20 protein-coding genes are annotated in these 21,123 nt (G+C 70.9%); 17 read left to right on the top strand and 3 right to left on the bottom strand.

The window, feature by feature from the left end; genetic code table 11:
* The first annotated feature begins 28 nt into the window (after nt 1–28).
* From OG992_RS15925 to OG992_RS15860, 14 genes are all read left to right on the top strand, one after another.
* Nucleotides 29–1,213 (top strand): spermidine/putrescine ABC transporter substrate-binding protein, encoded by a 1,185-nt coding sequence (locus OG992_RS15925; protein WP_238683562.1) that lies wholly within the window; start codon nt 29–31, stop codon nt 1,211–1,213.
* A 5-nt stretch (nt 1,214–1,218) separates the two neighbouring features.
* Nucleotides 1,219–2,370 carry an ABC transporter ATP-binding protein gene (locus OG992_RS15920; RefSeq protein WP_266303635.1) on the top strand — a complete coding sequence of 384 codons (1,152 nt, stop codon included), beginning with the start codon at nt 1,219–1,221 and terminating at the stop codon, nt 2,368–2,370.
* A complete protein-coding gene (locus OG992_RS15915; RefSeq protein ID WP_238666623.1) occupies nt 2,367–3,275 on the top strand; it encodes an ABC transporter permease in 909 nt (302 codons plus the stop codon). The genes OG992_RS15920 and OG992_RS15915 overlap by 4 nt, the downstream gene beginning before the upstream one ends.
* Nucleotides 3,276–3,330: 55 nt before the next feature.
* Nucleotides 3,331–4,167 (top strand): ABC transporter permease, encoded by an 837-nt coding sequence (locus OG992_RS15910; protein WP_266303634.1) that lies wholly within the window; start codon nt 3,331–3,333, stop codon nt 4,165–4,167.
* 37 nt (nt 4,168–4,204) lie between these two features.
* Entirely contained in the window at nt 4,205–5,671 is a 1,467-nt protein-coding gene (locus tag OG992_RS15905) for an FAD-binding oxidoreductase (protein ID WP_266303633.1), read from the top strand.
* Nucleotides 5,671–6,852 carry a saccharopine dehydrogenase C-terminal domain-containing protein gene (locus OG992_RS15900; protein ID WP_266303632.1) on the top strand — a complete coding sequence of 394 codons (1,182 nt, stop codon included), beginning with the start codon at nt 5,671–5,673 and terminating at the stop codon, nt 6,850–6,852. The genes OG992_RS15905 and OG992_RS15900 overlap by 1 nt, the downstream gene beginning before the upstream one ends.
* Nucleotides 6,853–7,123: 271 nt before the next feature.
* Nucleotides 7,124–7,882, top strand: a complete 759-nt coding sequence (locus OG992_RS15895) for a G5 domain-containing protein (RefSeq protein WP_266305212.1) — start codon at nt 7,124–7,126, stop codon at nt 7,880–7,882.
* Between the two features lie 257 nt (nt 7,883–8,139).
* The gene (locus tag OG992_RS15890; protein WP_266303631.1) at nt 8,140–8,985 is read left to right on the top strand and encodes an endonuclease domain-containing protein; all 846 of its coding nucleotides are present in this window, start codon (nt 8,140–8,142) and stop codon (nt 8,983–8,985) included.
* 352 nt (nt 8,986–9,337) lie between these two features.
* Nucleotides 9,338–10,003: a response regulator transcription factor gene (locus OG992_RS15885; RefSeq protein ID WP_238683556.1), complete on the top strand. Its 666-nt coding sequence runs from the start codon at nt 9,338–9,340 to the stop codon at nt 10,001–10,003.
* A complete protein-coding gene (locus tag OG992_RS15880; protein WP_266303630.1) occupies nt 10,000–11,064 on the top strand; it encodes a HAMP domain-containing sensor histidine kinase in 1,065 nt (354 codons plus the stop codon). The genes OG992_RS15885 and OG992_RS15880 overlap by 4 nt, the downstream gene beginning before the upstream one ends.
* A 73-nt stretch (nt 11,065–11,137) precedes the next feature.
* Nucleotides 11,138–12,148, top strand: coding sequence for a threonine/serine dehydratase (locus OG992_RS15875; RefSeq protein ID WP_266303629.1), 1,011 nt, complete (start codon nt 11,138–11,140; stop codon nt 12,146–12,148).
* Nucleotides 12,145–13,275, top strand: a complete 1,131-nt coding sequence (locus tag OG992_RS15870; RefSeq protein WP_238683553.1) for a D-alanine--D-alanine ligase family protein — start codon at nt 12,145–12,147, stop codon at nt 13,273–13,275. Before OG992_RS15875 ends, OG992_RS15870 begins: the two co-directional genes overlap by 4 nt.
* Nucleotides 13,272–13,949 (top strand): M15 family metallopeptidase, encoded by a 678-nt coding sequence (locus OG992_RS15865; RefSeq protein ID WP_266303628.1) that lies wholly within the window; start codon nt 13,272–13,274, stop codon nt 13,947–13,949. Before OG992_RS15870 ends, OG992_RS15865 begins: the two co-directional genes overlap by 4 nt.
* Nucleotides 13,950–14,006: 57 nt before the next feature.
* Complete coding sequence (locus tag OG992_RS15860; RefSeq protein ID WP_266303627.1) at nt 14,007–14,681, top strand: hypothetical protein; 675 nt, start codon at nt 14,007–14,009, stop codon at nt 14,679–14,681.
* Between the two features lie 52 nt (nt 14,682–14,733).
* Here the strand turns inward: OG992_RS15860 and gabT are convergent, their stop codons facing one another.
* Together gabT and OG992_RS15850 are read right to left on the bottom strand one after the other, a co-directional pair.
* The gene (gabT, locus tag OG992_RS15855) at nt 14,734–16,005 is read right to left on the bottom strand and encodes a 4-aminobutyrate--2-oxoglutarate transaminase (protein ID WP_266303626.1); all 1,272 of its coding nucleotides are present in this window, start codon (nt 16,003–16,005) and stop codon (nt 14,734–14,736) included.
* A gap of 3 nt (nt 16,006–16,008) precedes the next feature.
* Nucleotides 16,009–17,445, bottom strand: coding sequence for a gamma-aminobutyraldehyde dehydrogenase (locus tag OG992_RS15850; RefSeq protein ID WP_238683549.1), 1,437 nt, complete (start codon nt 17,443–17,445; stop codon nt 16,009–16,011).
* Between the two features lie 142 nt (nt 17,446–17,587).
* On the opposite strand from OG992_RS15850, the gene OG992_RS15845 reads away from it, so the two are divergent.
* Nucleotides 17,588–19,027, top strand: coding sequence for an aldehyde dehydrogenase family protein (locus OG992_RS15845; protein WP_266303625.1), 1,440 nt, complete (start codon nt 17,588–17,590; stop codon nt 19,025–19,027).
* Between the two features lie 18 nt (nt 19,028–19,045).
* Here the strand turns inward: OG992_RS15845 and OG992_RS15840 are convergent, their stop codons facing one another.
* A complete protein-coding gene (locus OG992_RS15840) occupies nt 19,046–20,287 on the bottom strand; it encodes an SUKH-3 domain-containing protein (RefSeq protein WP_266303624.1) in 1,242 nt (413 codons plus the stop codon).
* 78 nt (nt 20,288–20,365) lie between these two features.
* On the opposite strand from OG992_RS15840, the gene OG992_RS15835 reads away from it, so the two are divergent.
* Together OG992_RS15835 and OG992_RS15830 are read left to right on the top strand one after the other, a co-directional pair.
* On the top strand, nt 20,366–20,788 hold the full coding sequence (locus OG992_RS15835) for a YbaB/EbfC family nucleoid-associated protein (protein ID WP_266303623.1): 423 nt from the start codon (nt 20,366–20,368) through the stop codon (nt 20,786–20,788).
* On the top strand, nt 20,785–21,117 hold the full coding sequence (locus tag OG992_RS15830) for a hypothetical protein (RefSeq protein WP_238683545.1): 333 nt from the start codon (nt 20,785–20,787) through the stop codon (nt 21,115–21,117). The genes OG992_RS15835 and OG992_RS15830 overlap by 4 nt, the downstream gene beginning before the upstream one ends.
* Nucleotides 21,118–21,123 lie beyond the last annotated feature (6 nt).

Raw genomic sequence — 21,123 nt, 5'->3', positions numbered from 1 at the left:
CCGCCGACGATGACCCCTAGGAGTCGTCATGCGTACTCCCCTCCGGCCCCTCTCCCGGCGTGGACTGCTCACCGGCACTCTCGGTTCGGCCGCCCTGCTCACCATGGGTGGCAGCCTCGCGGGCTGCGGCACCAAGGGCGCGCAACAGACCGAAGCTGGCTGCGTCAGCGAGGACCTCTCCGGCACCGAGAAGAAACTCGCCTTCGCCAACTGGCCGCAGTACATGGACGTGGACGACGCTGACGAGTCCAAGCGGCCGAGCCTCGACGAGTTCATCACGAAGACCGGCATTCAGGTGACCTACACCGAGGACATCAACGACAACAACGAATTCTTCGGCAAGGTGCAGAACCAGCTCGCCGCCTGCCAGAGCACCGACCGGGACATCATCGTGCTGACCGACTGGATGGCGGCCCGGATGATCCGGCTCGGCTGGATCCAGAAGCTGGACCCGGCGAAGATCCCGAACGTGCAGGCCAACCTGCTTCCGTCGCTGCTCAACCGCCCCTTCGACGCCGAGAACCGGATCTCCATCCCGTGGCAGTCCGGCCTCGCCGGCCTCGCTTACAACGGCAACGTCACGAAGGAACTGCGGACTGTCGACGAACTGCTCACCCGCCCCGATCTCAAGGGCAAGGTGACAGCGCTCAGCGAGATGCGCGACACCATGGGTCTGCTGCTCGGGTCCAACGGGCATGACCCGGCGAACTTTACCGCCGCCCAGTTCGACGACGCCCTCAACAAGCTCAAGAAGGCAGTCGACTCCGGGCAGATCCGCAAGTTCACCGGTAACGACTACGCGCCCGACCTGGCGAAGGGCGACATCGCCGCGTGCATCGGCTGGTCCGGCGACGTCATCCAACTGTCCGGTGAGGACGAGAAAGTTCGGTTCGTCGCGCCGGACTCCGGCGTGATGCTCTACAGCGACAACATGATGGTCCCCAACAAGGCCACCCACAAAGGCAACGCCGAAGCGCTGATCAACTACTACTACGAGCCGGCTGTCGCGGCGAAGCTGGCCGCGTACGTCAACTACATCTGCCCGGTCAAGGGCGCTCAGGCCGAGATGGAGAAGATCGACCCCGAGTTGGCAGCCAACCCGCTGATCTTCCCGGACGAGGCGCTGCTGTCGAAGTCCAAGGTGTTCATGGCCCTGGACGAGAAGCAGGAGAAGGAGTACGAGGGCAAGTTCCAACAGGTCATCGGGGCGTGACGAGGATGGCGCGCGAGACACCCGCCGGCGACCTGCGCCTGGCCAACCTCACCAAACGGTTCGGCGTCTTCACCGCTGTCGACGACCTGAGCCTGACCATCGAGCAGGGCTCGTTCTTCGCGCTGCTCGGCGCGTCCGGCTGCGGCAAGACCACCACGTTGCGGATGATCGCCGGCCTCGAGGAGCCGACCAGCGGCCAGGTGCTGCTCGGTGACCGGGACATCGCCCGGCTGCGGCCGTACAAGCGGCCGGTCAACACCGTCTTCCAGAGCTACGCCCTCTTTCCGCACCTCGACATCTTCGAGAACGTGGCCTTCGGGCTGCGTCGACGCGGCATCCGCTCGGTCGACGACGAGGTCACCCGGATGCTGTCGCTGGTGCAACTCGACGGGTACGGCAACCGCCGCCCCGCCCAGCTCTCCGGCGGCCAGCAGCAGCGGGTCGCGTTGGCCCGCGCCCTGATCAACCGGCCGCAGGTGCTGTTGCTCGACGAGCCGCTGGGCGCACTCGACCTCAAGCTGCGCCGACAGATGCAAATCGAGCTGAAGCGCATCCAGACCGAGGTCGGCATCACCTTCGTGCACGTCACCCACGACCAGGAGGAGGCCATGACAATGGCCGACACCGTCGCGGTGATGAACGCCGGCCGGATCGAGCAACTCGGTCCTCCCGCCGACCTCTACGAGTTTCCCGCCACCGCGTTCGTGGCGAACTTCCTCGGCCAGTCGAACCTGCTCGCCGGCGAGGCCACCGGCGCCGGTGGCGGCGAGGTCGCGGTGACGGCGCACGGCACGCGCTTCTCGGTGCCCGCCGGCCGCTCACGGGCCGACCACGGTCCCGTCCACCTGGGGGTACGCCCCGAGAAGCTGATTCTGGTCGGCTCCGCCGACCAGGTGCCCGCTGGGCATCAGCACGTCACCGGAGTGGTCACCGACGCCTCCTACGTGGGAGTCAGCACGCAGTACCTGCTGCGCACCGGCTGGGGCACCGAGTTGTCGGTCTTCGCCGCCAACAGCGGGACGTCGACGCCGGTGGCGGTCGGCAGCGAGGCCGTGGCGTACTGGGATCCGCAGCACGCGTTCCTGCTGCCCCGCGACGCCGCCGACACCGACCGGACATCGCCGGTGCTCGACGAGCCGGTGGGTGCGTCGTCGTGACCCTGCTGGCCCCCACCAGGGCGGGGCACCCGCCGCCCGCGCCACCGGCAGCCCGGTCCGGGCGGCGCCGGCTCCTGCCGTACCTGCTGTTGTTGCCCGGTGCGGCCTGGCTGCTCATCTTCTTCGGTGTGCCGTTGGTGCAGTTGGCGGCGGCCAGCCTGTACGACCCCAGCGGCTCGCTCTCCACCGGGTACGCGATGACCTGGGCGGTCGGCAACTACCCGGACGTGCTGCAGGCGTACTGGCCGCAGTTCCTGCGCTCGTTCGGCTACGCCGGGCTGGCGCTGGTGCTGGCGTTGCTGCTGGGCTACCCGTTGGCATACGCCATCGCGCAGAAGGCCGGCCGTTGGAAGAACCTGCTGCTGGTGTGCGTCGTCGCACCGATGTTCACCAGCTTCCTGGTCCGCACGCTGGCCTGGAAGACGATCCTGTCGGACAACGGCGCGCTCGTCGGTCTGCTGCGCGACGTGCACCTGCTCGCCCCGGACGGTCGGCTGCTGGCCACCCCATTCGCTGTGGTGCTCGGCCTGACGTACAACTTCCTGCCGTTCCTGGTGCTGCCGCTGTACGCCAGCCTGGAGCGGCTGGACCCCCGGTTGCTGGAGGCGGCCACCGACCTGTACGCGAGCCCGGTGCAGGCGTTCCGTCGGGTGACGCTGCCGCTGTCCATGCCCGGCCTTGTCGCCGGCACGCTGCTGTTCTTCATCCCGGCCAGCGGCGACTACATCAACGCCGAACTGCTCGGCACCCCAAACGAATACATGATCGGCAACGTCATCGACTCGGCGTTCCTGGTCCGCCTGGACTACCCGCAGGGCGCCGCGTTGTCGTTCCTGCTGATGGCGGCGATCCTCGCGGTGGTCTTCGGCTACCTCCGTCGAGCCGGCACGGAGGAGGTCCTGTGAGCGCGAGGAGCGCAGCGCAGCGGAGCCCCGCAGTCGCGAACGAAAGGCGGCTCTGATGAGGGTTTCCCGTTGGCTCGCGGACCGCTGGGTGATGATCGTGGCGTTGCTGGTGCTCGGCTACCTGGCGCTGCCGATCCTGGTGGTGGCCGCGCTGTCGTTCAACAGGCCGTCGAGCCGGCTGTCGTACGACTTCAACGAGTTCACACTGGACAACTGGCGGCAGCCGTGCGCCACCTCGGACATGTGCGACGCGGTGGTCCGCAGCGTGCAGATCGGCTTTATCGCCACTGTGGTCGCCACGGTGCTCGGCACCCTGATGGCGTTCTCGCTGGTCCGGCACCGTTTCCGGGGCCGATCCGGGATCAACGTGCTGATCTTCCTGCCGATGGCCACCCCGGAGCTGGTGATGGGCACGTCGTTGCTGGCCCTGTTCGTGTCGGCGGGAGTGCCGCAGGGGTTCTGGACCATCGTGATCGCGCACGTGATGTTCTGCGTGTCGTTCGTGGTGGTGACAGTGAAGGCGCGGCTCGCCGGGATGGACCGGCGGCTGGAGGAGGCCGCCATGGACCTCTACGCCAACGAGTGGCAGACCTTCCGGCGGATCACCCTGCCGCTGGTGCTGCCCGGGATCGTGGCCGCCGCGTTGCTGGCCTTCTCGCTGAGCTTCGACGACTTCATCATCACGAACTTCAACGCCGGCACCACAGTCACGTTCCCGATGTACGTCTGGGGCGCTGCCCAGCGTGGCATCCCACCGCAGGTCAACGTGATCGGCACCGCGATGTTCGCTGTCGCGCTGCTACTCGTGGGGCTGAGCTCGCTGCGCGGTCGACGGGCCCGCCGCGCCACCCTGCTGGCCGGGCCGTCAGGTCACCCGCGTCGGTCGTCATGACGCCCCCGGATGCGGGTCATCCGACCGGTGGGCCGTCATGACGCTCCCGCATACCGGCCGGGCGTTGGCCGACGCGGCACCCGTGCCGTACTGGCTCGATCGCCCGGACCGACCCGACCCGCTACCGCCACTGAGCGGTCGGCACTCCGCCGACCTGCTGGTGATCGGCGGCGGTTACAGCGGACTGTGGGCAGCGCTGTTGGCGAAGCAGGCGGACCCGGACCGGGACGTGCTTCTCGTCGACGCCGGGACCTGCGGTTGGGCCGCATCCGGGCGCAACGGCGGGTTCTGCGCCGCCTCGCTGACCCACGGCCTCGCCAACGGCGTCGAACGGTTCCCCGACGAGGTCGGCGAGTTGGAACGCCTCGGCCGGGACAACCTGGACGCCATCGCCGCCACCGTCGCGACGTTCGACATCGACTGCGACTTCGAGCGCACCGGTGAGCTGGCCGTCGCCGTCGAGCCGTACCAACTCGACGGGCTGGCCGCCGACGCGGACCTGGCCCGCCGGTACGGCCACCGGGTGCGGTTGCTCGACCGGGACGAGGTACGCGCCGAGGTGCACTCACCGACGTACCTGGGTGGAATGTTCGACGCCGACCGGGTGGCGATGGTGGACCCGGCGAAGCTGGCCTGGGGGCTGCGCCGCGCCTGCCTCGACCTCGGCGTACGCGTGCACGAGCACACCCGGGTCACCGGCCTGCGCGCCGACATCGCCGCGGTGCACGCCAGCACCCTGGGCACCGATCCCGCAGCCCTGTCGGCCGACCCCGGCCCGGCCGACACCCGCGCCGCAGGTCTTCCCGGCTCGATACGCGCGCGCCGGGTCGTGCTGGCCACCAACGCGTTCCCGCCGCTGCTGCGCCGGCTGCGGGCGTACCTGGTGCCGGTGTACGACCACGTGCTGATGACCGAACCGCTCACCCCGGCCCAGCGCGACGCCATCGGTTGGCGCAACCGGCAGGGGCTCGCCGACACCGCCAACCAGTTCCACTACTACCGGATCACCACCGACGGGCGGATCCTCTTCGGCGGCTACGACGCCGTCTACCACTACGGCAACCGGGTCGCGCCCGAGTTGGAGCAACGCCCAGCCACCTTCACCACCCTCGCCCGCCACTTCTTCACCACGTTCCCGCAGCTCGCCGACGTGCGGTTCAGCCACCGCTGGGGCGGGGTCATCGACACCTGCACCCGGTTCTGCCCGTTCTTCGGCACCGCCTACGGCGGTCGGCTGGCGTACGCGGCCGGCTACACCGGCCTCGGCGTCGGGGCCACCCGCTTCGGGGCCCGGGTGCTGCTCGACCTGCTCGACGGCGGGAACACCCCGCTGACCCGGCTCGACCTGGTTCGCCGCAAGCCACTGCCGTTCCCGCCGGAACCCGCCCGCGCGGTCGGCATCAATCTCACCCGCTGGTCACTGGCCCGCGCCGACGCGCGTGAGGGCCGGCGCGACCTCTGGCTCCGTACTCTCGATCGTTTCGGTTTGGGGTTTGATTCCTGATGCGTGTCCTCCTCGTCGGCGCCGGTGGCGTCGGCTCCGCCGCCGTAGCCATCGCCGCCCGACGGACCTTCTTCGAGACCATCGTGGTCGCCGACCACGACCCCGTTCGCGCCCAGCGGGCGGTCGCGGGGCATGGTGACCGTTTCGTCGCCGCCCAGGTGGACGCCTCCTCGGCCGACGCGGTCACCGCACTGTGCCGGGAGCACCGGATCACGCACGTGCTGAACGCCGTCGACCCGCGGTTCGTCATGCCGATCTTCGATGGCGCGTTCGCTGCCGGCGCGGACTACCTGGACATGGCGATGTCGCTGTCGCACGTCGAGACCGGCGTGAAGCTCGGCGACGAACAGTTCGCGCTCGCCGACACCTGGTCGACGGCCGGTCGGCTGGCGCTGTGCGGCATCGGGGTCGAGCCCGGCCTGTCCGACGTGTTCGCCCGTTACGCCGCCGACGAGCTGTTCAGTGAGATCGACGAGATCGGTGTCCGGGACGGGGCGAACCTCACCGTCGACGGATACGACTTCGCGCCCTCGTTCTCCATCTGGACCACCATCGAGGAGTGCCTCAACCCTCCGGTCATCTGGGAGAGGGACCGGGGCTGGTTCACCACGGAACCGTTCTCCGAGCCCGAGGTCTTCCACTTTCCTGAGGGGATCGGGCCGGTCGAGTGCGTCAACGTCGAGCACGAGGAGGTGCTGCTCATCCCGCGCTGGGTCAAGGCCCGGCGGGTCACCTTCAAGTACGGCCTCGGCGACGAGTTCATCGAGGTGCTCAAGACGCTGCACAAGCTCGGCCTGGACGCGGTCTCCCCGGTGCGGGTACGCGGCGTCGAGGTCTCGCCGCGTGACGTGGTGGCCGCGAGCCTGCCCGACCCGGCCACGCTCGGTGCCCGAATGCGCGGCAAGACCTGCGCCGGCACCTGGGTACGCGGGCTCGGCCCGGACGGGCATCCCCGCGAGGTCTACCTGTACCACGTGGTCGACAACGAGTGGTCGATGCGGGAGTACGGGCACCAGGCGGTGGTCTGGCAGACCGCCGTCAACCCGGTCGTCGCGTTGGAGTTGCTCGCCAGCGGCGCGTGGGCAGGTGTCGGGGTGCTCGGGCCGGAAGCGCTGCCCCCGAAGCCCTTCCTCGACCTGCTGAACGGTTACGGGTCACCATGGGCGATGGAAGAGCGCTGAGCCCGCCCCGTTGACGGCATCGCGACAGTTCCGTCGTCGCCGTTCGGCCTCCGACCCCCTGTCGATTCAGTGCGTGGTGATCTGCGGCTTTTGTTGGTGCTGACACCCGCACGATCGGCCCTGCCCTGCCGACCTGGAGGGTTGCCGCACCTGCCGACTCGTCGCCCGCGAGCGCGCCCACCGATCTTCCCGGCGAAGCGAAAGGCGCAGGTGACGAACGCGACGGGGGATATTGCAGGCTGTGTTTGCGACGACACTCATCGCCGTGACGATGCAACCACCACAGAACCCGGGGCCGCCGTACCCGCCGTCGTTTGGCCAGACGCCCCGACCGAACTGGTTCCGCCGGGCCACTCCCGCCAGCCGGGTCGCCGTGATCCTCGGCTCGGTGACGCTGTCGCTCCTGCTGCTCTGCTGCGCCGGCACCGCCATCGTCGGCGCGTTGACCGGCGAGCCGGAACCGACAAAGACCGGCACCGCCGCCGAGCAGCCGCAGCAGCCGATCCTGGTCGCTTCCGGCGAGCCGGCCCAGGAGGAGTCGCCGATCGCCGTGCCCTCCACACCCTCGTCGGCGCCTTCGTCGGTCGCACCCAGCCCGTCCAGCGCGGCAGCCGTGCCGGTGGTGCAGGTGACGACCGTGACGGAGAAGGCCACCATCAGGTACGGCGAGCGGACCGTCAAGGACTCGTCACTGGCCGAGGGTAAGCGGGTCGTCCGCACCAAGGGCGTGAACGGCGTCCGGACCCTGACCTACGAGGTGACCACCACCGACGGCGTGCGGACGGCCAAGAAACTGGTCAAGTCCGCAGTGACCAAGCAGCCGGTGACCCAGGTCGTCGCCATTGGCACGAAGAAGCCGCAGTCGTCGAAGTGCGACCCGAACTACAGCGGCTGCGTCCCGATCGCCAGCGACGTCGACTGCGCGGGTGGCAGTGGCAACGGCCCCGCCTACGTCAGCGGGCCGATCAGGGTGATCGGCAACGACATCTACGACCTGGACCGAGACGGCGACGGCATAGCCTGCGACTAACCCCGCCCCGCGCCCCCGCCCCCCGCCCCCGCCCCCGCGATCTTGCACTTTCTGCGCCGACCTTTCGCTGCATATAGGGCGTATCGACGACAGGAAGTGCAAGATCGCGGGGGCGGGGGGTGCGGGGCCGGGGAGTCCGGGGGTGGGGCGCTAGCACGGCAGGGGGTGGGGTTGGGGGTTGTCCACAGGGGGGATGGTTTTCCACAGGTGGTCGTCGCGGGTCCTCTCTGGGCTCCCGGGTTGGTCAGCCTGCTTCCATGGCTACTCAGTTGTGGCGTACCGACGCACTCATGCGGCAACTCACCGTTGGGCGAATCCGTAGTCGGCTCGACCGCGAGGAATTGCACCGCGTACGCAGAGGGGTCTACGCCGACCAGCCCTGCGGCGACGATGACGCACTGCGCGCACTGCTGCTCCGGCTGCCCGACGGGGCGATGTTGGCGAGGCAGAGTGCCGCCCGCCGACACGGCTTCGGGGTGCTGCGTGATGATCTGATCCACGTTCATCTGCCCGCCGAGGTGCCAAAGCCCCGTCTACCCGGGGTGGTCGTTCACCGGACGGTGCTACCCGTTCGGCCGGTCTTCGTCGACGGTCTGCCCTGTGTGCCGGCGGCTCGCTGTGCGGTCGACCTGGCTCGCGCCGTCCGACGACTCGACGCACTCCCGGTACTCGATGCCGCGCTGCGGTCGGGCTTGGTCACCCAGGATGACCTGCTTGCCGAGGTCGCAGCCCACAACGCGTTGCGTGGTGTCCGCCAAGCCCGGCAACTCGTACCGCTGGCCGACGGCAGGGCGGAGTGCCGACAGGAGAGCCAGTTGCGACTGATTCTGATCGATGGGGGGCTGCCTCCACCCGAGCCGCAACTATGGGTGGCCGACCGTCATGGCATAGCTCTCTACCGGCTGGATCTGGGTTACCGCGAACGCCGGATCGGCATCGAGTACGACGGACTGTCGCACCTGGACCGTGAACGGCTCAGACACGACCGGGAGCGGGTCAACTGGCTGGACGCTGCGGGCTGGCGGATGCGCTATTTCACCGACCGTGACCTCTACCGCCGCCCCCAGCACATCAAGGCCACCATCCGCGCCGCCCTCTCCTAACCACACCAGCACCCCCGTCACCCCCGCCCCGCCCGGCCCCGCCCCGTCGATCTTGCACTTTCTGTCCCGACAGATAACGCCTTAGGGACATTCGGGCAACACAAAGTGCAAGATCGACGGGGTGGGCCGGGGCCAGGGTGACGCAGCTCACCCGCGCTCGCCACCCGCCTCGGCTTTCGGGGACGGACGACCCAGATGACGTGACACGGGCACGAAGTCGACCGGGACTGGCTTGCGGTGGTTTGCCCGCTGGACACCCGCGTGGAGGATGGCTGCGACGGGTGCTTACAGAACCCTTAACCCGGGCCTGCGACGGTATGCCGGGCAAGCCGAACTGGGGGAGCGGACAAACGTGCGGGTGCTGGTGGCAGACGACGAGCGGTTGTTGGCGGACACGGTGGCCGAAGGGCTGCGCCGCCTCTCGATGGCCGTCGACGTCTGCTACGACGGTGACGGTGCGCTGGAGCGGGTCGGGGTGAACCGGTACGACGTCGCGGTGCTGGACCGGGACATGCCTGGGCACACCGGCGACGAGGTGTGTCGCAGCATCACCGACTCACAGGTCGGCACCCGGGTGCTGCTACTCACCGCGGCGGCCGGCATTCGGGACCGGGTCGAGGGCCTCGGGCTCGGCGCGGACGACTACCTGACGAAGCCGTTCGCCTTCGCCGAGTTGGTGGCCCGGGTGCAGGCCCTCGGGCGACGGTCCACGCCGGCGCTGCCACCGGTGCTCGCCCAGGACGGCCTGGCCTTGGACGTGGGCCGACACCTGGCCACCCGGGACGGCCGCCCCCTCGCGTTGAGCCCGAAGGAGTTCGCTGTGCTGCATGTGCTGCTGCGCGCGGACGGCCAGGTGGTCAGCGCCGAGGAGCTGTTGGAGCAGGCCTGGGACGAGTTCGCCGACCCGTTCACCAACGCCGTACGGGTCACGGTGATGACACTGCGCAAGAAGCTCGGCGATCCGGCGATCATCCACACCGTGCCGAAGGCCGGCTACCGCATCGGCGGCACGGCGTGAGCTGGACGCCCCGACGTCGGGTGCTGCTGGTGGGGCTGCTGGCGCTGCTGGCCGGCCCGATACTGCCGGCGATGGGCAAGTGGCTGTCGGAGATGACCTGGGCCTGGGGGCAGCAGTTCTGTGACGTGCCCGTGCCCGGGTTGTCGACTGTGTGCGGCAACGTACGGCCGGGGGCGTTCATGCTGCCCCTGGTGGCCGTCCTGTTCGTGACAGTGGCAGTCCTGGTGGGGCTCTGGTTCGCCGCGGTGTGGTGCCTGCGCCCGGTCGCTGACCTGGCCGGGCCGATCGGGCACCTGGGCCCGCAGAACCTCGGTCACCGGATCCGGCCGCGGGGCCGCGACGAATTGGCCCGGCTGTCCCGGGCGATCGACGAGATGATGGAACGCGTCTCCGCCGGGTACGAGGGGCAGCGACGGTTCGCCGCGAACGCCTCGCACGAGCTGCGGACGCCCCTCGCCGTGCAGCGGACGCTCATCGAGGTCGGCATGGCCAGGGCGCTCACCGGTGAGCAGTTGGAGTTGCTGACCAGTCAGCTGCTGGAGACCAACGAGCGCAACGAACGACTGATCGAGGGCCTGCTCGCGCTCAGCGAGAGTGACCAGGGCCTCCGATCGCGGATACCGCAGCGGTTGGACACGATCGTCGAGGCGGTGCTGGCCGGTTACCTGGACCGGGCCCGGGAGGCCGGGGTCACGGTGGAGACCCATCTCGAACCCCGCATCGTCGTCGGCGAGCGGGTGCTGCTGGAACGCCTGGTCACCAACCTGGTGGAGAACGGGATCAAGTACAACCGGCCGGGCGGCTCACTGACCGTCCTGGTGAGTGGTGTGCCCGCGCTGTCCGTGGTGAACACCGGCCAGCCCGTGCCGGCCGAGGCGGTGGCCGGCCTGTTCGAGCCGTTCCGCCGACTCGCCAGGGACCGGACCTCGCAGGGCGGTGGGGCCGGCCTGGGCCTGGCCATCGCCCGCTCGATCACCCAGGCCCACGACGGCATCATCGCGGCCCGGCCCGCCGAGTACGGCGGCCTGCGGGTCGACGTCCAGCTACCCACAGTGACCTGACACTTCCACCCACCTTCCCCGGGGTCCACGTACCGCTGGACCCCGCCTGTGGTGTGCCCGAAAAGGAGAACCGATGACACGCACCGTTGGCCAGGTCCGGCCCGATGTCGAGGAGGCCAGCCACTGGCTTGCCGGCCGAGTCGTCCGTACCCCGGTGCTGCGCTCCCCGGTGATCGACGAGCTTGCCGGGGCACGGGTCCTGCTCAAGGCGGAGAACCTCCAGAACGGCGGCTCGTACAAGATGCGCGGCGCGCTGCGCGCGGTCGGCCGCCTCGCGATGGCCGGGCACACCGGGGTGATCGCGCAGAGCACCGGCAACCACGCGGTGGCCGTGGCGTTGGCGGCCCGGCAGCACGGGCTCGCGGCGACAGTGGTGCTGCCTGTCGACGCGGCCTCGACGAAGGTCGACCGGGCGCGCGCGGCGGGAGCCCGGGTGGTGTTCGCCGGCACCAGCGTCGAGGAGCGGGTGGCGGTGGCCGACGGGCTCAGCGACGAGAGCGGTCATCCCGTCGTCGACGCGTACGACCACCCGGATGTCATCGCCGGGCAGGGCACCGCGAGCCTGGAGCTGATCGAGGACGCCGAGCGCGCGGGGACGCCGTTGGACGCGCTTGTCGTACCGGTGGGGGGTGGTGGCGGGGTGGCCGGTGCGTGCCTGGCCGCCGCCGGTTCCGGCATCGAGGTGTACGGCGTGGAGCCGGTGGGCTGCGACTCGCTCGCCCGCAGCCTGGCGGCAGGTGTACGCGTGCCGGTCGCGCCGGCGCCCACCATCGCGGACGGGCTGCGGCCGTCCTGCGTGGGGGAGCTGCCGTTCGCCATCGTGCGGGACACGCTGCGCGGCGTCGTCCGGGTCGACGACGACGAGATCGCCGCCGCGTTCCGGCTGATCCTGACGGAGCTGAAGGTGCTCGCCGAGCCGTCCGGGTCGGCGGGCCTGGCCGGTGCTTTGCGGCTCGCGCCGGACCGGGACCGGCAGCGGACGGTCGGCGTGGTGCTGACCGGCGGAAACGTGGAGGCGGCGTTGGTGGCCCGGTTGATGGCCCCGCGATCCGCCGACCTGGCTGAGGAAGGGGCGGCGGCGTGAGCGCGCCAGTTCGGATCGGAATCCTGTTCGGTGGACCGTCGGCGGAGCACGAGGTCTCCTGTGCCTCGGCGCTCGGGGTGGCCCGGGCGCTCGCCGGTGGCGGCTACCGCACTGTCGCCATCGGCGTCACCCGCAGCGGCGGCTTCCGCCTGATGCCCGACGCGCTGCTGGCCGAGTTGCGCGACCGGCCGGCCGGCGAGCGGGCCATCGACGACCAGTTGGTGGTGACCGGGCCGGCCGTCGAGTTGCGGGCCGGTCCGCGCCCGGGTGTCGTGCAGGTGTCCGCCGGTAACGCCCCCGGCGCGGTGCACGCCGAGCTGGACGTGGTCTTCCCGGTGCTGCACGGCCCGTACGGCGAGGACGGTGTGGTGCAGGGGCTGCTGGAGTCACTGAACGTGCCGTACGTCGGGTGCGGCATCCTCGCCTCGGCCGTCGGCATGAACAAGGTGGCGATGAAGCGGGCGCTGCGCGCCGAGGGCATCCCCGTCACCCCGTACGTGTCGTTCGACGCGCACGCCTACCGGGCGGTCGACGACCCGGAGAAGTTGGTGACCGGGCTGAGCCGGCCACTGTTCGTCAAGCCGGCCAGCATGGGTTCGTCGATCGGCATCTCCCGCGTCGGCGAGGGTGACGACCTCGCCGCCGCCGTGGAGGAGGCGCTTCGTCACGACCAACTCGTCATGGTGGAGCAGGGGGTCGCCGGCCGGGAGTTGGAGTGCGCGGTGCTCGGTGGCTGGCGTCCCGAGGCGTCGGCGGTGGGCGAGGTGCAGGTCAGCGGCGGCTGGTTCGACTACCAGCAGAAGTACTTCGGCGACGCCGACCCGATGATCGTCCCCGCCGTGCTGCCGGACGAGGTGACCGCGCGGGTCCGCGAGCTGTCGCTGCGGGCGTTCGCCGCGATCGGGGGTTGGGGTCTGGCCCGGGTCGACTTCTTCTACGACGAGACGGCCGGTGAGCTGTACGTCAACGAGCTGAACACGATGCCCGGCTTCACCGCGCACTCGATGTACCCGAAGGTGTGGGCCGCCGTCGGGGTCGGCTACCGGGAGGTGGTGGACCGACTCGTCGAGTTGGCCCGGCTCCGGCACGCGGAGCGGTCCGCGAGCACGGCGGGGAGCATCCGATGATCCTGCTCTCCGACCCCCGGGTGGCGGCGGTGCCCAGCGCCGACGACGGCGAGGAGTTCGTGGACCTGCGTGAGCTGCCGGAGTTGCGGCTCGACGGCCGGGCGGCCGACCCGGCCGGGGCGTACGCCCGCCTGCGCGCCGGTGTCGTGGACCGCCTGCTGGCCGCGCAGCGTGCCCTGCCCGGTGGGCTGCGGTTGCTGGTGGTCGAGGGCTACCGGCCGTACCAGGCGCAACTGGCCATCTTCACCGGCTACCGCGACGAACTGCGCCGACGGCACCCGGACTGGTCACCGCAGCGGCTGCACCGGGAGACCACGAAGTTCGTCTCACCGGTCGAGGTGGCCCCGCACAGCACCGGCGGCGCTGTGGACCTGACGCTCTGCACAGACGACGGTGTGGAGCTTGATCTCGGCACGGCCATCGACGCCACCCCGGAGGACAGCGCCGACGCCTGCTTCACCGACGCGCCGGCGATCGGCGGCACCGCTCGCCGGGACCGGCAGATCCTGGTGGACGCCCTCGGCGGCGCGGGGATGGTCAACTACCCGACCGAGTGGTGGCACTGGTCGTACGGCGACCGTTACTGGGCGCTGATCACCGGGGCCCCACGCACCCGGTACGGGCCGGTGGACCTGGCCGCCGCACGATCGATACCCGTGCCGGCTGAACGGTAGGACGCTCCGATCCGTACCGGTGGGTGAAGGACACCACCGAGGACGGGAGTGACGGCGATGAGGGTGCAGCGCAGGCACGTGCTGGCAGCGAGCGTGGCGGTGCTCGCCGCGGTGGGCGTGTCGGTGGGGACCAGCTTCGGGTTCGCCGACACGGCCCCGGCACGGTCGTCGGTCTGCTCCGGCTCGGTCACCTTCTCGGCGGAGGGCGGGGCGCCGGCGGCGACCAGCGACCGGTTCCCGGTGGGTACCCGGCTGCGGGTGACCAACCTGGACAACAACCGGGCGGCCACCGTGACGGTGACCGGACCGTCGGGCAGTTGCGTGCTGCTCAACGCCGCCGCCATGGAGCTGGTCCGCGAGCCGGGAAAGAACGTGATCCGCCGCAACGTGGTGGAACGTGTCGACGGCGCGGCCCCGCCCGCCGGCGCTCCGGCCCCCGGCACCGTCCGCCCCGGCGCCGCGTCTCCCGGCGCACCCGGCCCGGCACCCCAGTCGGCGTGCTCCGGGGCGATCACCTTCTTCGAGGAGGCGGCCGGACCGGCGGCGACCAGCGGGCAGTTCCCGGTGGGCACCCGGCTGCGGGTGACCAACCTGGACAACAACCGGGCGACCACTGTGACGGTGACCGGCCCGTCGGGCAGTTGCGTGCTGCTGAACTCCGCAGCCATGGAGCAGATCCGCGAGCCGGGCAAGAACCTGGTGCGCCGCAACACTGTCGAGGTGCTCCGCTGACCCTCGGCGGAGGGGGGCCCGTGCACCGGGCCCCCCTCAGCCGCTCAGCCGCTCAGCCGAAGGCGGCGTCGAGGAGGTCGGCACCGCGACCGAGGTGCCCGTCGGAGATCACCAGCGGTGGCAGCAAGCGCAGCACGTTGCCGTACGTGCCGCAGGTCAGGGTGAGCAGGCCGGCGGCGTGACAGGCCGCCGAGATCGCGGCCGTGACGACCGGGTCGGGGGTGAGCGTGCCCGGCAGTACCAGCTCCACGGCGAGCATCGCGCCCCGGCCGCGTACCTCGGCGACCCGGGGATCCCGCTCGGCGATGGCCCGTAGCCGGGGGACCAGCACCGACTCGATCCGTCGGGCCGCGCCGGCCAGGTCCAGCTCGTGCATGGTCTCGATGGTGGCGAGCGCGGCGGCGCAGGCGATCGGGTTGCCGCCGTACGTGCCGCCGAGCCCACCCACGTGCACCGCGTCCATCAGCTCGGCCCGACCGGTCACCGCTGCCAGCGGCAGGCCACCGGCGATGCCCTTGGCGAGGGTCACCAGGTCGGGTTCGACGCCCTCGTGCTGGCAGGCGAACCAGTCGCCGGTGCGGCAGAAACCGGTCTGGATCTCGTCGGCGACGAAGACCACCCCGGCCGCCGTCGCCCAGGCCCGCAGCGCGGGCAGGAAACCCGGCGCGGGTACGACGAAGCCGCCCTCGCCCTGGATCGGCTCGATGAGCAGTGCGGCGACGTTCTCCGCGCCGACCTGCTTCTCGATCATCTCGATCGCTCGGGTCGCCGCCTCCGCGCCGGAGAGCCCGCCGTCGCGCAGCGGGTACGACATCGGCACCCGGTAGATCTCCCCGGCGAACGGCCCGAACCGGTGCTTGTACGGCATGTTCTTCGCTGTCAACGCCATGGTCAGGTTGGTCCGGCCGTGGTACGCGTGGTCGAACACCACTACCGCCGGCCGCCCGGTGGCGTGTCGGGCGACCTTGACGGCGTTCTCCACCGCCTCGGCGCCCGAGTTGAACAACGCCGAGCGCTTGGCGAACCCGCCGGGCGTCAACGCGTTGAGCTGCTCGCACACCGCCACGTACGACTCGTACGGCGCGACCATGAAGCAGGTGTGGGTGAACCGCTCCACCTGCGCCCGGACTGCCTCGACCACCTTCGGTGCCGAGTTGCCCACGCTGGTCACGGCGATGCCGGCGGCGAAGTCGATCCACTCCCGGCCGTCCACGTCGGTGATCGTCGCGTCGGACGCGCGGTCCACGTAGGACGGAATCACACTGCCGACACCCCGGGCCACGGCATCGCCGCGCCGCTTGTGCAGCTCCTCGGACGTCGGCATGGCTCAGCCCTCGATGTTGTGCATGACGTGCTTGATCCGGGTGTAGTCCTCCAGGCTGTAGACCGAGAGGTCCTTGCCGTGCCCGGAGTGCTTGAAGCCACCGTGCGGCATCTCCGAGACGAACGGGATGTGCGTGTTGACCCAGACGCAGCCGAAGTCCAGACGACGGGTCATCCGCATGGCTCGGCCGTGGTCCCGCGTCCAGACCGACGCGGACAGGCCGTAGTCGACGCCGTTGGCCCAGCGCACCGCCTCGTCCTCGTCGGAGAAGCGTTGCACCGTGATGACCGGCCCGAACACCTCGTCCTGGATGATCTCGTCGGCCTGACGCAGCCCGGAGACCACCGTCGGCGCGTAGAAGTAGCCGCGTTCGCCCTGCCGGGACCCGCCGGTCTGAATCGCCGCGTGGTCCGGCAGGCGGTCCACGAAACCGCTGACCCGGGTGAGCTGGTTGGCGTTGTTCAGCGGACCGTAGAGCACGTCGGCGTCGTCCGGGGCGCCGGTCTTCGTGTTGCGGGCCTGCTCGGCGAGCGCCGCCACGAAGTCGTCGTGGACGCCGGGGCCGGCCAACACCCGGGTGGCCGCCGTGCAGTCCTGCCCGGCGTTGAAGTAGCCGCCCAGCGCGATGGCCTCGGCGGCCGCCGCCACGTCCGCGTCGTCGAAGATCACCACCGGGGCCTTGCCGCCCAACTCCAGGTGGGTGCGCTTCAGGTCGGGGGCCGCCGCGGCGGCGACCTCCATGCCCGCGCGGGTCGAGCCGGTGATCGACACCAGCTGCGGGGTCGGGTGCGACACGAGGGTACGACCGGTGTCCCGGTCGCCGCAGACCACGTTGAACACCCCTGGTGGGAAGAACTCGGCGGCGATCTCGGCGAGCAGCAGCGTCGACACCGGTGTGGTGTCCGACGGCTTGAGCACCACTGTGTTGCCGGCGGCGAGTGCGGGCGCGATCTTCCAGACCGCCATCATCAGCGGATAGTTCCAGGGGGTCACCTGCGCGCAGACGCCGATCGGCTCACGCCGCACGTACGAGGTGTGCCCGGCCAGGTACTCCCCGGCGGACCGCCCCTCCAACATCCGCGCGGCGCCGGCGAAGAACCGGAACTGGTCCACCGCCGGGGGAAGCTCCTCCTCGGCGGTGAGCTGGCGGGGCTTACCGGTGTTGCGCACCTCGGCGTCGACCAACTCGGCGGCGCGCGCCTCCACGGCGTCGGCGAGCTTGAGCAGCGCCCGCTGCCGCTCGGCAGGGGTGACCTCCCGCCAGCTTTCGAACGCGGTGGCGGCGGCGCTCATCGCCGCGTCCACGTCGGCGGCGCCGGAGACCGGGGCCTGGGCGAACACCTCACCCGTGCAGGGGTCGACCAGGTCGGCGTAACCGCCGTCGGACGGGTCGACGTAGGAGCCGTTGACGAAGTTGCGCAGCTGCTGCTGGTCACTCATGAGGGATCACTCCGAGGGGGCCGGGGGCGCGGTTCTGCGGCGGTTATCGCAATCTCTCTGCCATCTTCGCTACTGAATTCGCGGCAGACAAGGGTTATCGCGACTGTTTCCGTCGACTGGTCGCTCGGTTACTCTGCTCGGCGTGGAGCCCACAGCCTTCTTCGTCGCCTCCCGCCCCGCCACCGGCGAGGGTGAGTTGACAGTCCACCACCCGTACGACGGCCGCCCGGTGGGGCGTACCACATTCGCCACGCCGGACCAGGTCGACGCCGCCGTCGCCGCGGCGGCCGGGGTGGCCGCGCAGGCCGCGGCCCTGCCGGCGCACGCCCGCGCGGCGGCCCTCGACCACGTGTCACGGCGGATCGCCGAGCGCGCGGGCGAGATCGCCGCCCTGATCACCGCGGAGAACGGCAAGCCGCTCAAGTGGGCCCGCGCCGAGGTCGGGCGTGCCGTGTCGACCTTCCGCTGGGCCGCCGAGGAGGCCCGCCGATTCTCCGGCGAGTTGCAACGACTCGACACCGACCCGGCCGCCGACGGGCGGATCGCCCTGGTCCGCAGGGTGCCGCGCGGGCCGGTCCTGGGCATCACGCCGTTCAACTTCCCGCTCAACCTCGTCGCCCACAAGGTGGCGCCGGCCATCGCCGTCGGCGCGCCGATCATCGTCAAGCCCGCGCCCGCGACGCCCCTGACCGCGCTGCTGCTCGGCGAGTTGCTGGCCGAGACCGACCTCCCGGCCGGGATGTTCTCGGTGCTGCCGCTGCCCAACGACCGCGCCGCCGAGCTGGTCACCGAACCCCGGCTACCTCTGGTGTCGTTCACCGGCTCCGGGCCGGTCGGCGCCGCCATCCGACGCGCCGCGCCGGAGAAGCACGTGACGCTGGAGTTGGGCGGCAACGCCGCCGCGGTGCTCTGTGCGGACTGGACCGCCGACGAGGACCTGGACTTCGCCGCGCAGCGCATCGCGACGTTCGCCAACTACCAGGCCGGCCAGTCGTGCATCGCCGTCCAGCGGGTGTACGTGCACCATGCCCTGCACGCCGACTTCCTGCCCCGGCTGGTGGCGGCCGTGCGGGGGCTGCGGAGCGGAGACCCCACGTCCGAACTGACCGACGTCGGGCCGATGGTGTCCGAGGACGCCGCCCGTCGGGTCGAGACGTGGGTGGCCGACGCCGTCGCCGCCGGCGGCACCGTCGAGGTGGGCGGCCTCCGCGACGGCGCGACCTACCCCCCGACAGTGCTCACCGGCGTGCCGGCGAACGCCAAGGTCGTGGCCGAGGAGGTGTTCGGGCCGGTGCTGGTGGTCACCCCGGTCGCCGACGACCAGGCCGCGTTCACAGCGGTCAACGACTCGGCGTACGGCTTGCAGGCCGGCGTCTTCACGCGACGCCTGGACGTGGCCTTCGCCGCCGCCCGCGCGCTGGAGGTGGGCGGGGTGATCATCGGTGACGTGCCGTCGTACCGCGCCGACCAGATGCCCTACGGCGGGGTGAAGGGCAGCGGCGTCGGCCGGGAGGGGCTGCGCAGCGCGATGGACGACTACACCGAGCCCAGGGTCATGGTGCTGACCGGCCTCGCGCTCTAGCCCGGCGACACCGCCGGGCTAGTCGGCCTGCCAGGTGCCGTCGTCGCGGACCCGGGCGGGGGCCCGGCCGAGCAGCAGAGTGGTCAGCGCGGCGTCGATGGTGTCGCCGAGGAACCACTCGCCGGCCTGGTCGAGCGCGAAGACCCGGCCGCGCTCGTCCACCGCCAGGATGCTGTCCTGCTGCTCGGTGCCGATCGGAAAGAGGCGTACGCCGAGCACCGCGCCGAAGTCCGCGAGGGTGTCGGCGGTGTGCGCGATGGTGTGCGGGCGGATGTCGAAACGGGAGATCCACACCTGCTCGCCCCTGCCGCGCCGCGCACCGACCAGGCTGGGGAACGCGGTGAGCGCCTCCACGGCGGCGGGAAAGACCTCGTGCCGGTGGTTGCGCCCCGGCACCGACGTGACGTCCCGTACGGCGGCGGCGGCCATGATCTGATCGCCGATGTGTGGCCGCCAACCGGCCGCGACCAGGGCGTTCGCGACCTCCGCCGGGAATCGCCCAGGATCGGGGTCGGATGCCTTCGGCGCGGTCCACGTCTCGGTGTAGGCGCGAGCCGACTCCGGCAGGACGTTCGCCCGCACCAGGAAGGCGATGCACGAGTCGCAGGGCCGCTCGGCGGGCCCTCCAGCGGGATCGCCCGGCTCACGGATCCGGAAGATCTCGAAGCGGGCGCCCTCCAGCAGCGCCGCTGCCTCGGCCCGTCCCATCGGGGCGATGCCCTCGGCGACGCGGCGGTGGTCGTACTCGTGCAGGACGTCGGAGACCACGATCAGCTCGGCGTGCGCCGCCCCGCCGCGAACCAACTCGCCGGGGGGTAGCTGGTCGAGATAGTCGCGGACCAGCGGGTGATGGTTGATTGGCACGTCGGCCTTCGTGCCCTGGGCCGTCCAGATCCGTCCGTCGATGGTCAGGTGCGCGGCGGTGTTCGGGGTGGCGCCCCGATGGATTTCCCGGACCAGCAGGCTCGACGGGTCGAGAGTGCGGGGAGCCGTCGGCCCGACGGGCTGGCTACGCCGGTACAGCTCCGCCACCACAGTGCTCGGCACCCGGGGCCACGTGGTGACAGTGCCGGTCTGCTTGTCGATGACTGTCGTCGGCAGGTCACCCGGCACCGTGCGCACCTCGGTGGGCACGACGGACGTGATGACCCACCCCAGGTCGAACTCGTCGACCATCGCGGTGCACTCGTGGCCGAGACGCTGCGAGTCACGGCGGGCCCAGGTGGCGGCGAGCTGCTCGGCCTGTTGACGGTCGATCACGCATTGAAACTACCGGACTACACGGATCGATGGCGGCCGGTATTGTCTTGCTCTACCGACGGTGACGGGAGGGCGGCGGTGGACGAACAGGCGGACCGGGGCGTCAATCGCGAGCTACGTGCCCGATTCGACGACGTTTATGGGCAATACCAGCAGCTCAGGTCCGGTTTGGACACGCTCCAGAAGCGACTCGCCGCGCTGCGGGTGACCCGCCGGTCGGCTGACGGCCAGGTGACGGCGACAGTGGGCGCGCAGGGCCAGTTGATCGAGGTCGAGCTGACGCCGGCCATCTACCGGGACCGCGACGCCGACGCGCTCGGCCGAAAGGTCACCGAAACGATCCGGGCCGCCGCGACAGCCGCCGCCGACGCCACCCGCGACCTCGTCGCCGAGAGCATGCCGGCCGGCTCCGGCGCGACGGACTTCCTCAAGACCGGCGATTACGCCACGCTGCTCGGTCGGGCCGACGCCGTACTCGGCAAAGGTGAGGCGAAGCCATGACCGACGGGCAGCTCTGGCTTGATCCGTCCCGGGCCCTCCGGGGTGGTGCCGACCTGGCGCTCGCCGGCGAGGCGGTGACGGCCCGTCGTGCGGCGGAGGGTGGCGCGATCGAGGCCGCCAGCGGTGCCAGGCCCTGGGGTCGCGACGACATCGGCGCTGCCTTCGAGCGCAACTACCGTGGGTTCGAGCAGACAGTGCTGCGGGCCTGGGCCGGCGTCGGGCACCGGCTCACCGAGCTGGGCGGCGACGTGGTCGAGGCGGTCGACGCGAGCGTGCAGACCGACGGGGCCAATGCCGCCCGGGTCGGTCGGGCCGCCGACCGGCGCTGACGATCC

It is taken from the genome of Micromonospora sp. NBC_00362, assembly GCF_026342155.1.
Taxonomy (GTDB): domain Bacteria; phylum Actinomycetota; class Actinomycetes; order Mycobacteriales; family Micromonosporaceae; genus Micromonospora; species Micromonospora hortensis.
This window is presented reverse-complemented; position numbering and strand designations above follow the sequence as displayed.